This window comes from Deinococcus sp. AJ005 (assembly GCF_009017495.1).
Lineage (GTDB): Bacteria > Deinococcota > Deinococci > Deinococcales > Deinococcaceae > Deinococcus.
On the sequence record NZ_CP044990.1, the window covers coordinates 1,878,648 to 1,887,720 of the forward strand.

At 62.2% G+C, this 9,073-nt stretch carries 17 protein-coding genes; all 17 read right to left on the reverse strand.

Translation table 11 applies throughout. The features are described from left to right. Window positions 1-81 precede the first annotated feature (81 nt). The 17 genes from rpsH to tuf all read right to left on the reverse strand — a co-directional run bounded on the left by rpsH (window position 82) and on the right by tuf (window position 8,777). Window positions 82-483, reverse strand: a complete 402-nt coding sequence (gene rpsH / locus DAAJ005_RS10900) for a 30S ribosomal protein S8 (RefSeq protein WP_029483705.1) — start codon at window positions 481-483, stop codon at window positions 82-84. 375 nt (window positions 484-858) lie between these two features. After that, entirely contained in the window at window positions 859-1,044 is a 186-nt protein-coding gene (locus tag DAAJ005_RS10905) for a type Z 30S ribosomal protein S14 (RefSeq protein ID WP_029483704.1), read from the reverse strand. 18 nt (window positions 1,045-1,062) lie between these two features. After that, on the reverse strand, window positions 1,063-1,602 hold the full coding sequence (gene rplE / locus DAAJ005_RS10910; protein WP_151847132.1) for a 50S ribosomal protein L5: 540 nt from the start codon (window positions 1,600-1,602) through the stop codon (window positions 1,063-1,065). A gap of 60 nt (window positions 1,603-1,662) precedes the next feature. Beyond that, window positions 1,663-2,010, reverse strand: coding sequence for a 50S ribosomal protein L24 (gene rplX, locus DAAJ005_RS10915; protein ID WP_151847133.1), 348 nt, complete (start codon window positions 2,008-2,010; stop codon window positions 1,663-1,665). Then, a complete protein-coding gene (gene rplN / locus DAAJ005_RS10920; RefSeq protein WP_029483701.1) occupies window positions 2,010-2,414 on the reverse strand; it encodes a 50S ribosomal protein L14 in 405 nt (134 codons plus the stop codon). Before rplN ends, rplX begins: the two co-directional genes overlap by 1 nt. Then, window positions 2,411-2,701 (reverse strand): 30S ribosomal protein S17, encoded by a 291-nt coding sequence (gene rpsQ, locus DAAJ005_RS10925; RefSeq protein ID WP_075837065.1) that lies wholly within the window; start codon window positions 2,699-2,701, stop codon window positions 2,411-2,413. Before rpsQ ends, rplN begins: the two co-directional genes overlap by 4 nt. Further along, window positions 2,698-2,916 carry a 50S ribosomal protein L29 gene (gene rpmC / locus DAAJ005_RS10930; RefSeq protein WP_151847134.1) on the reverse strand — a complete coding sequence of 73 codons (219 nt, stop codon included), beginning with the start codon at window positions 2,914-2,916 and terminating at the stop codon, window positions 2,698-2,700. The genes rpsQ and rpmC overlap by 4 nt, the downstream gene beginning before the upstream one ends. Next, a complete protein-coding gene (rplP, locus tag DAAJ005_RS10935) occupies window positions 2,903-3,328 on the reverse strand; it encodes a 50S ribosomal protein L16 (RefSeq protein WP_029483698.1) in 426 nt (141 codons plus the stop codon). The genes rpmC and rplP overlap by 14 nt, the downstream gene beginning before the upstream one ends. After that, window positions 3,328-4,077 carry a 30S ribosomal protein S3 gene (rpsC, locus tag DAAJ005_RS10940; RefSeq protein ID WP_151847135.1) on the reverse strand — a complete coding sequence of 250 codons (750 nt, stop codon included), beginning with the start codon at window positions 4,075-4,077 and terminating at the stop codon, window positions 3,328-3,330. The genes rplP and rpsC overlap by 1 nt, the downstream gene beginning before the upstream one ends. Window position 4,078: 1 nt before the next feature. Continuing rightward, window positions 4,079-4,546, reverse strand: coding sequence for a 50S ribosomal protein L22 (gene rplV, locus DAAJ005_RS10945; protein WP_151847136.1), 468 nt, complete (start codon window positions 4,544-4,546; stop codon window positions 4,079-4,081). After that, the gene (gene rpsS / locus DAAJ005_RS10950) at window positions 4,543-4,830 is read right to left on the reverse strand and encodes a 30S ribosomal protein S19 (protein ID WP_029483695.1); all 288 of its coding nucleotides are present in this window, start codon (window positions 4,828-4,830) and stop codon (window positions 4,543-4,545) included. The genes rplV and rpsS overlap by 4 nt, the downstream gene beginning before the upstream one ends. 14 nt (window positions 4,831-4,844) lie before the next feature. Next, the gene (gene rplB / locus DAAJ005_RS10955; RefSeq protein WP_151847137.1) at window positions 4,845-5,678 is read right to left on the reverse strand and encodes a 50S ribosomal protein L2; all 834 of its coding nucleotides are present in this window, start codon (window positions 5,676-5,678) and stop codon (window positions 4,845-4,847) included. 13 nt (window positions 5,679-5,691) lie between these two features. Next, the gene (locus tag DAAJ005_RS10960) at window positions 5,692-5,979 is read right to left on the reverse strand and encodes a 50S ribosomal protein L23 (protein WP_075837071.1); all 288 of its coding nucleotides are present in this window, start codon (window positions 5,977-5,979) and stop codon (window positions 5,692-5,694) included. After that, window positions 5,976-6,596, reverse strand: a complete 621-nt coding sequence (gene rplD / locus DAAJ005_RS10965; protein ID WP_075837072.1) for a 50S ribosomal protein L4 — start codon at window positions 6,594-6,596, stop codon at window positions 5,976-5,978. The genes DAAJ005_RS10960 and rplD overlap by 4 nt, the downstream gene beginning before the upstream one ends. Before the next feature lie 2 nt (window positions 6,597-6,598). Then, window positions 6,599-7,204, reverse strand: a complete 606-nt coding sequence (gene rplC / locus DAAJ005_RS10970; protein ID WP_370519823.1) for a 50S ribosomal protein L3 — start codon at window positions 7,202-7,204, stop codon at window positions 6,599-6,601. A gap of 26 nt (window positions 7,205-7,230) precedes the next feature. Beyond that, on the reverse strand, window positions 7,231-7,554 hold the full coding sequence (rpsJ, locus tag DAAJ005_RS10975) for a 30S ribosomal protein S10 (RefSeq protein WP_014685998.1): 324 nt from the start codon (window positions 7,552-7,554) through the stop codon (window positions 7,231-7,233). Window positions 7,555-7,559: 5 nt separating this feature from the next. Further along, entirely contained in the window at window positions 7,560-8,777 is a 1,218-nt protein-coding gene (gene tuf / locus DAAJ005_RS10980) for an elongation factor Tu (RefSeq protein WP_151847139.1), read from the reverse strand. Window positions 8,778-9,073: the final 296 nt, after the last annotated feature.

The window sequence follows — 9,073 nt, forward strand, 5'->3', positions numbered from 1 at the left end:
GTTCGGGGCGGCCCCTTACCAATTGCCTGGACCAATTGCTTGGAACAGTTGTGCGGGCAGCTCAGGGTTAAGGAGCTGGCGTTACCAGAGAACGCAGACGACTTCGCCGCCCACGCCCTGCTTGCGGGCTTCGCGGTCCGGCATCAGACCACGGGAGGTGGACACCACGGCCACACCCAGGCCGCGCTGAATGCGGGGCAGGTTGTCGGCGCTCACGTAGGCACGGCGGCCCGGACGCGAAATGCGCTCGATGTGCTTGATGACCTGCTCACGCTTCTGACCGTACTTGAGGGTCACGCGCAGCACGTCAAACTTCTGGCCTTCCGGGACCAGACGCTCGTAGGAAGCCACGTAGCCTTCCTTGACCAGCAGCTTGGCCAGTTCTTCCTTGAATTTGGAGGCCGGGATGTCCACGGTCTCCTTGAATGTGCGCGTCGCATTGCGGATGCGCGTGAGCATGTCAGCGATAGGATCACTCAGCATGTGTCTCCTCCAGAGGCGCGGCGCTGGCCACTGCCCCGGCAGGTGCGGCCCACATCAAAATGATATGGACTGCGGGTCTCCCCGTTGGAACGTTCGACGGTCAAAATCCGCCTTTCCTTCTGTTGGGTTGGAAGCCACCACTGGACGATCACCATTCAAAATTGGACGGTTCGTATCCAGAGGGGTACAGCATGAACATTACCGCACAGGTGCGGCAAGGAAGGAGTATAGCAGGTCAGGAAGTGAGAGGCAACGCTCTCTGATGGTGAATTCGTCAGCGGCTTCAGGCGCTCAAGCCAGATTGACAATCTCAAGCCAATGCTAAAAAAACCCCCCAATCGGGGAGTCTCTTTTGATTCATTTTGATGAATGTGCTTACCAGCTTGCTTTACGCACGCCGGGCAATTCACCCTTGTGCGCCATCTCGCGGATGCAGATGCGGCACATGCCGAAGAAACGGTAGTAGCTACGGGCACGGCCACAGCGCGAGCAGCGGCTGTAGTCCTGCACCTTGAACTTGTGGCCACGCGCGGCCTTGACAACTTTAGAGGTATTAGCCATAACGTCCTTTGCCCCCGCTTACTTGCGGAAGGGCAGGCCCAGACCTTGCAGCAAGGCGCGGGCTTCTTCGTCGGTCTTCGCGGAGGTGACGATGGTGATGTCCATGCCGCGAACTTTGTCTACCATGTCATAGGTGATCTCGGGGAAGATCAACTGCTCTTTGATGCCCAGGTTGTAATTGCCACGGCCATCAAAGGCGTTGGGGTTGATCCCACGGAAATCGCGGATGCGGGGCAGGCCGATGTTGACCAGCTTCTCCAGGAACACGTACATACGCTCGCCGCGCAGCGTGACTTTGATGCCCACGGGCATGCCCTGACGCAGTTTGAAGTTGGAGATGCTCTTCTTGGCCTTGGTGATGATGGGCTTTTGCAGCGCGATCAGGCTCAGCTCTTTGGCGGCCTTGTCGATGGCCTTGCTGTCTTCCTTGGCACTGCCCAGACCCTCGTTGATCACGATCTTTTCGATGCGGGGCACGGCCATCACAGAGGAGTAGCCGAACTGCTGCATCATCGCGGGCTTGACCGTTTCGTTGTATTTCTGCTTGAGCTGTTGCATGTTTCTACCTTTCGGGCGGACGGGTCGCCCAGGTCACGCGCGGTGGCGTGACCCTGGAAATCAGTCGATGTTCTTGCCGCTCGCGACAGCCACGCGGACTTTCTTGCCGTCCACGATGGCGCGGCGAACGCGCGTGGCCTTCCCGGTTTCGGGGTCCACGATAGACACCTTGCTGGCGTGCAGGGCCAGCTCGCGCTGTTCCTGGCCGCCGTTGGGGTTGCCCGCACTCGGCTTGACGTTCTTGGTGACCATGTTGATGCCTTCCACAACTACCTTCTGGTCACGCGGGAGCGCCAGCAGAACTTTGCCAGTCTGGCCCTTGTTCTTGCCGTTGCGGACGATGACGGTATCGCCCTTCTTGACGTGCAGCTTGTCGTTGTGGTGGCTTCCGGCGCTGGGACGGGGCATTACAACACCTCCGGGGCCAGGGAAACGATCTTCATGAAGCGGCGGTCACGCAGCTCGCGGGCCACTGGCCCGAAGACGCGGGTGCCGCGAGGCTCGCCCTGGTTGTTGATGATGACGGCGGCGTTCTTGTCGAAGCGGATGGTGCTGCCGTCGGCACGCTTGACGGCGTGCGCGGTGCGGACGATCACGGCCTTGACCACGTCGCCGGATTTGACAGCGCCGCGCGGGGCAGAGTCCTTGACGCTAGCGACGATGATGTCACCGACGTGTGCGAACTTCTTGTTACCGCCGCCGCCGGAGGTCAGGCCCTTGCCGCCGATGCCGGAGTTCAGCACACGGATGCACATGATCTCGCGCGCGCCGCTGTTGTCGGCCACGTCCAGACGGGATTGGGTCTGAATCATGCCTCACCCCCGGCCAGCTCGGTTTCCACGGCAGTCGTTTCGGTGCCGCGCGGGCGCTCGATCAGACGCGTGACCTTCCAAGTCTTGGTCTTGCTGATGGGGCGCACCGCAATGATCTCGACGCGGTCACCCAGCTTGTATTCGTTGGTCTCGTCGTGCGCGGCGTACTTGTTGCTGCGCGTGACGACCTTGCCGTACAGCGGGTGGGCGAAGCGGCGCTCCACCTTGACGCTGACGGTCTTGTCGGCACGGTCACTGACGACGACGCCGGTAAAGGTCTTCTTCATGCCTGCTCTCCCTGCCCGTTCTGGACAGCCTGGGCCTGCTCATGCCGAATGGTATTGAGCTGGGCCACTTCGCGGCGGAGCTGCGTGACGCGGTGGGGCTTTTCCAGATTTCCCATCGCGGCCTGAAAGCGCAACTCCATCAGTTCTTTCTTGCGGGACTCGATCTCGGAGGCGAACTTGTCGGCCCCCAGTTCGCGCATCTCACTGGGCTTCATCGTAAACCTCGCGCTTGACCATCTTGGTCTGGATAGGCAGCTTGTGACCGGCCAGACGGAAGGCTTCCTTGGCCTGGGCCTCGGTCACGCCGGAGACCTCGAACATCACGCGGCCCGGCTTCACGACACTGACCCAGAATTCCACCGCGCCCTTACCTTTACCCATTCGGGTTTCGGCAGGCTTCTTGGTGACGGGCTTGTCGGGGAAAATACGGATGTAGATCTTACCGCCGCGGCGGAAGTGACGGCTCATCACGATACGGCACGCTTCGATCTGGTTGCTGCGGATCCACGCGGGTTCCGTGGCGATCAGGCCGTAGTCGCCAAAGGCCACGTAGTCGCCGCCCTTGGTGTCCCCGGTCATCCGGCCACGGTGCTGCTTACGGTACTTGGTGCGCTTGGGAAGAAGCATCATTCACCTCCGGGGCGGCGGCGTCCTGCGGCAGGACGGCGGCGGTTGGGACGGTCACCGTCTTCGCGGCGGGGACGGTCGTCGCGGCCCTTGGGACGGGCCAGGGTCTCGGTACGGCCACCGATCACTTCGCCGTTGAAGACCAACACCTTGATGCCCAGGATGCCGTAGCTCGTGCGGGCCAGTGCGGTGCCGTAGTCGATGTCTGCGCGAAGGGTGTGCAGCGGCACGCGACCTTCCAGAACCTTCTCGGTGCGGGCCTGCTCGGCCCCACCCAGACGGCCCGAAAGCACGATCTTGACGCCGCGTGCGCCGGATTCCATCACGCGCTGTGCGGCCTGCTTCATGGCGCGGCGGAAGGCAAAGCGGCGCTCAATCTGCTCAGCGATCCGCAGGGCCACCAGGGGCGCACTGATGTTGGGGTTGGGGATCTCGGCGACGTTGACCGCCACCGTACCCGCAGAAACCATACGCTCGATATCGCCGCGCAGGCCCTTAATGCTGTCCCCGCCCTTGCCGATCACGATGCCGGGTTTGGCAGCGGAGATGATCACGTTGACCTGCTGGCCAGCACGCTCGATCTCCACGCGGGCGATGCCAGCGGCAGACAGCTTCTTATCGATCAGCTTGCGGATCTTCTCGTCTTCACGCAGAAGCCCGGCGTACTGCTTCTTCCCGGCATACCAGCGGCTGTTCCAGCCACGGGTAATGCCCAGGCGGAAGCCGTTCGGGTTGATTTTATTGCCCATATTAGTTGCGCCCCTTAGTTCCACCAGCGCGGTTTCCGAGCGCGCGGTTTCCAGCTTCGGCCTCGCCCACGATGATGGTGATGTGGCTGGTGCGCTTCTTGATGATGTTGGCGCTGCCGCGTGCGCGGGGGATCAACCGCTTGAGGGTTGGTCCTGCGTCCACGTAGGCCGCCGTGATCACCAGACGGTCTTCGAGCATCTCGTCGTTGTGCAGCGCGTTGTGCTTGGCGCTGTTCAGGGCCTTGCTGACGGGTTCGGAAGCCGCACGCGGGATGAAGCGCAGCAGGTCCTCGGCGTCACGCACGCTCTTGCCACGGATGATGTCGACGACCAGACGCACCTTGCGGGGGCTGATGCGGACATACTTGGCCACGGCGTAACCGGGACGGCGCAGCTTGACGAGCTGCTTGCGCTCTTTCTTGTTGCGGTAGGTCTGCTCGGGAGCAGCATTTGAGGTAGCAGCGGTCATTTCTTCTTGCTCCCCTTACTGCTCTTCTCGGAGCCGTGACCACGGTAACTGCGGGTGGGCGAGAACTCACCGAGCTTGTGGCCGATCATCTGCTCGTTCACGAAGACCGGGATGTGCTGCTTGCCGTTATGCACGGCGATGGTGTGGCCGATCATCTCGGGAACCACGGTGGAGCGGCGCGACCACGTCTTGATCACACGCTTGTCTTTCTTCTCGTTCTGGACATCCACCTTTTTCAGCAGGTGATCGTCCACGAACGGGCCTTTCTTGAGGCTACGGGGCATAGAGTTCGCCCTCCTTACTTCCCGCCGCGGCGGGTGATGATGAAGCGGTCAGAAATCTTGCGCTTGCGGCGGGTCTTCAGGCCCTTGCTGGGCTGGCCCCAGGGAGAGACAGGCACGCGGCCTGCGCCGGTCCGTCCTTCACCACCGCCGTGTGGGTGATCCACCGGGTTCATGGCGCTGCCTCGCTGGTGAGGCTTGCGGCCCAGCCAACGGCTGCGTCCGGCTTTACCCAGGTTGATGTTCTTGTGTTCGGCGTTGCCCACGGTGCCGATGGTGGCGTAGCACTCGCTGTGGACGCGGCGAAGTTCGCCGCTGGGCAGGCGCAGGATCACGTAGTCGCTTTCCTTGCCCTGCACCTGAATGCTCGTTCCTGCACTGCGGGCCATCTGTGCGCCCTTGCCGGGAACCAGTTCCACGCTATGCACCACCGCGCCGACTGGCACGAAGCGCAGCGGCAAGGCGTGACCCAGCTTGGGTTCGGCTTCAGGACCAGCGTTGACGGTCGCGCCTACCTTCAGACCTTCGGGGGCCAGGATGTAACGCTTCTCGCCGTCTGCGTAGTGCAGCAGGGCGATGCGGGCGCTACGGTTGGGATCGTATTCAATCGCGGCGACCTTGGCCACCACACCGGACTTGTCGCGGCGCTTGAAGTCGATGATGCGGTACAGACGCTTGTGCCCGCCGCCGATGAAGCGGCTGGTGATGCGGCCCCGGTTGTTGCGCCCACCGGACTTGGAGATGCCCTCGGTGAGTGCCTTTTCCGGGCGCTTCTTGGTCAGTCCGCTGAAGTCGGCGGTCGTCATTTGACGGCGCGACGGGGTATACGGACGGTACTTTTTAACGGCCATGTTCAATCTCTCCTTAGGCCTGGCCTTCGAGTTGCTCGATGCGCTGACCCTCGGCGAGACGGACAACCGCCTTCTTGCGGTCGTTGCGGGTGCCCATGAACTTGCCGACGCGCTTTTGCTTACCGCGCACGTTCATGGTGCTGATGCCCACCACAGACACGTCGAAGGCGCGCTGGATGGCGCTCTTGATCTCGGTCTTGGTGGCCTTGGGGCTGACCCAGAACGAGTAGACGCCGCGCTCCATGCCCGCGTAAGCCTTCTCGCTGACCACCGGCTGGTGGATGATGTCGTAGTAGCTCATGCAGCACCCTCTTCTTCAGTCTGCTCGTCGTGCGCAGGCTCCAGGGCCACCGCGTCGATCACCAGACGGTCATGGCGCAGGATGTCGTAGGCATTGAGGCCCGCGACAGCCAGAACCGTGACCCACGGAACGTTGCGCGCGGCCTGACGGACCACGGCGTCGTCGGTTACCAGCAGCACACTCTCGCTGCCGTTCATGCCGTTGTCGGCAGCCCAGGCGATGAAGCCCTTGGTCTTGCCGTCCAGACCGAAGCCATCCACGGCAGTCAGCATATTTTCCTGCTGACGGTCCGAGAGGGCCATCGCCAGGCCGAGCTGACGCACCTTGCGGGGCAGGGTGTAGCCGTAGTTGCGGGGTTTGGGACCAAAAGCCACGCCGCCGCCCACGAAGGTGGGAACAGTGCGGTTGCCGTGACGGGCGTTACCGGTGCCTTTCTGGCCGTACATTTTCTTGCCGGTGGCACTCACCTGCGCGCGAGTCTTGGTGCTGGCCGTACCACGGCGGCGGCTGGCGAGCTGCCAAGTGACCACTTCATGCAGGATGTGCTTGTTGGCTTCAGGCAGGTCCAGGCTGATCTGACGACCACCGTTCTGTCCGATGACGTTAATCTGCGCCATGCTTACTTGCCTCCCTTGGCGGTGCGCATCTTCACGGCTCCGCGCAGGATCACGAGGCCACCATTTGCTCCGGGAATCGCACCCTTGACCAGGATGATGTTCTCGCTGGCGCGCACTTCCACCACTTCCAGGTTCTGGACGGTCACGCGGTCCGTACCCATGTGTCCGGCCATCTTCTTGCCCTTGTACACGCGGCCTGGCGTCTTGCGCTGGCCGATGGAGCCGGGACGACGGTGCCACTTCTTGGTGCCGTGGCTACCAGGGCCGCCGGCAAAGTGCCAGCGCTTAATGACGCCCTGAAAACCCTTGCCCTTGCTGGTGCCGGTCGCGTCGATCTTCTCACCCTCAGCGAAAATATCCACGTTCACGGTGTCGCCTTCGGGAGCAAAGTCACGGAATTCACGCAGGAAGCGCACAGGGGACACCCCGGCCTTCTTGAAGTGACCCATCGCGGGGCGGTTGACCTTGCGCTCCGCCTTGGGGGCAAAGCCGATCTGCACGGCCTCGTAGCCATCGCTCTGCGCGGTCTTGCGCTGCACGACGGGGCAGGGGCCAGCCAGCACCACGGTCACCGGAACGGCCTTGTCGCCCTTCCAGATCTGGGTCATGCCGATTTTGGTTCCCAGCAGGCCCTTCACGCGCGGCCTCCCACCGTCTTGATTTCAATGTCCACGCCAGTAGGCAGGTCCAGGGTCATCAAGGAGTCGATGGTCTTCTTGGTGGGGTTCATGATGTCCACCAGACGGTTGTGGGTGCGGATTTCAAAGTGTTCGCGGCTGTCCTTGTTCACAAAGGGCGAGCGCAGCACGCAGAAGCGGCGGATGCGGGTGGGGAGCGGCACTGGGCCGCTCACGTCCGCCCCGGTGCGCCGGACGGTGTCCACGATCTTGCTCGCGGACTGGTCCAGCGCCTTGTGGTCGAAACCACGCAGTTTGATACGAATCTTCGGGGCAACCATTGCTATTACTCCAGAACCTTCGTGACGACGCCTGCGCCGACGGTGCGGCCACCTTCACGGATGGCGAAGCGCAGTCCTTCTTCCATGGCGATCGGCTTGATCAGTTCCACGATGAAGGTGATGTTGTCGCCGGGCATGACCATTTCCACGCCTTCGGGCAGTTCCACCACACCGGTCACGTCCGTGGTGCGGAAGTAGAACTGGGGACGGTAGCCGCCGAAGAACGCGCTGTGGCGTCCACCCTCGTCCTTGGACAGCACGTAGGTGCTGGCTTCGAACTTGGTGTGGGGCTTGATGCTGCCGGGCTTCGAGAGCACCTGGCCGCGCTCCACGTCGTCGCGAGCGACGCCGCGCAGCAACACGCCCACGTTGTCGCCGGCCATGCCGGAATCCAACAGCTTGCGGTGCATTTCCACGCCGGTCACGGTGGTCTTCTTGGTGTCGCGCAGACCCACGATCTCGACTTCATCCTGGATCTTGACGATGCCGCGCTCGATACGTCCGGTGGCGACGGTGCCGCGTCCGGTGATGGTGAAGACGTCTTCGACGGGCATCAGGAACGCCTTGTCGGTGTCGCGCTCGGGGGTGGGGATGTAGCTGTCCACGGCGTCCAGAAGTTCCCAGATGCCGTCGACCCACTTGTCTTCACCACGGGGGGTCTTGGGGTTCTTCTGGAGAACTTCCAGTGCCTGGAGGGCGCTGCCCTTGACCACGGGCAGATCGTCGCCGGGGAACTCGTACTTGCTCAGGAGTTCACGGACTTCCATTTCCACGAGTTCGAGCAACTCTTCGTCGTCGACCATGTCCACCTTGTTCATGAAGACAACCATGTAGGGGATGCCCACCTGGCGGCCCAGCAGGATGTGTTCGCGGGTCTGGGGCATGGGGCCGTCAGCGGAGCTGACGACCAGGATCGCGCCGTCCATCTGCGCTGCGCCGGTGATCATGTTCTTGATGTAGTCGGCGTGGCCGGGGCAGTCGACGTGGCTGTAGTGGCGGGTGGCGGTCTGGTACTCGACGTGGGAGGTGTTGATGGTGATGCCACGGGCCTTTTCTTCGGGGGCCTTGTCGATCTGGCTGTAGTCCATCGTTTCGATGGTGGGGTCCATCGCGGCTGCCGTGAAGGTGATGGCGGCGGTCAGGGTGGTCTTGCCGTGATCGACGTGACCGATGGTGCCGATGTTCACGTGCGGCTTGCTGCGCGAAAAAGTGCCTTTTGCCATGTTCTCTACTCCCTCCAAGTGGTGGATTTACACGCAAAACCGCCCCTTTGATCGGGCGTCCCCCGCGCATACCGCAGGGTTCTGATGGTGTGACCCACATTGGGTTGATTCTCGCCAGGGCAGTGTCCCGCCGTGCTGGCACGTTGCGCTGGAATCCAGACGCACCGAAGAAGAAGGATACAGGAAACTGGGGATCATGGCAAGTCTGATGAAGAAATATGAATCCTGCCTGACCGCCACTTTCAGGCCCTGCTGGGAGATGATTCCAAAAACGTATCCCTGCAAGGCGAAAAGCC

Coding starts and splice junctions, on each gene's coding strand:
- rpsH (WP_029483705.1), bottom strand. CDS start 483: ATGCTGAGTGATCCTATCGCTGACATGCTCACGCGCATCCGCAATGCG.
- DAAJ005_RS10905 (WP_029483704.1), bottom strand. CDS start 1,044: ATGGCTAATACCTCTAAAGTTGTCAAGGCCGCGCGTGGCCACAAGTTC.
- rplE (WP_151847132.1), bottom strand. CDS start 1,602: ATGCAACAGCTCAAGCAGAAATACAACGAAACGGTCAAGCCCGCGATG.
- rplX (WP_151847133.1), bottom strand. CDS start 2,010: ATGCCCCGTCCCAGCGCCGGAAGCCACCACAACGACAAGCTGCACGTC.
- rplN (WP_029483701.1), bottom strand. CDS start 2,414: ATGATTCAGACCCAATCCCGTCTGGACGTGGCCGACAACAGCGGCGCG.
- rpsQ (WP_075837065.1), bottom strand. CDS start 2,701: ATGAAGAAGACCTTTACCGGCGTCGTCGTCAGTGACCGTGCCGACAAG.
- rpmC (WP_151847134.1), bottom strand. CDS start 2,916: ATGAAGCCCAGTGAGATGCGCGAACTGGGGGCCGACAAGTTCGCCTCC.
- rplP (WP_029483698.1), bottom strand. CDS start 3,328: ATGCTTCTTCCCAAGCGCACCAAGTACCGTAAGCAGCACCGTGGCCGG.
- rpsC (WP_151847135.1), bottom strand. CDS start 4,077: ATGGGCAATAAAATCAACCCGAACGGCTTCCGCCTGGGCATTACCCGT.
- rplV (WP_151847136.1), bottom strand. CDS start 4,546: ATGACCGCTGCTACCTCAAATGCTGCTCCCGAGCAGACCTACCGCAAC.
- rpsS (WP_029483695.1), bottom strand. CDS start 4,830: ATGCCCCGTAGCCTCAAGAAAGGCCCGTTCGTGGACGATCACCTGCTG.
- rplB (WP_151847137.1), bottom strand. CDS start 5,678: ATGGCCGTTAAAAAGTACCGTCCGTATACCCCGTCGCGCCGTCAAATG.
- DAAJ005_RS10960 (WP_075837071.1), bottom strand. CDS start 5,979: ATGAGCTACTACGACATCATCCACCAGCCGGTGGTCAGCGAGAAGGCT.
- rplD (WP_075837072.1), bottom strand. CDS start 6,596: ATGGCGCAGATTAACGTCATCGGACAGAACGGTGGTCGTCAGATCAGC.
- rplC (WP_370519823.1), bottom strand. CDS start 7,204: ATGACCCAGATCTGGAAGGGCGACAAGGCCGTTCCGGTGACCGTGGTG.
- rpsJ (WP_014685998.1), bottom strand. CDS start 7,554: ATGGTTGCCCCGAAGATTCGTATCAAACTGCGTGGTTTCGACCACAAG.
- tuf (WP_151847139.1), bottom strand. CDS start 8,777: ATGGCAAAAGGCACTTTTTCGCGCAGCAAGCCGCACGTGAACATCGGC.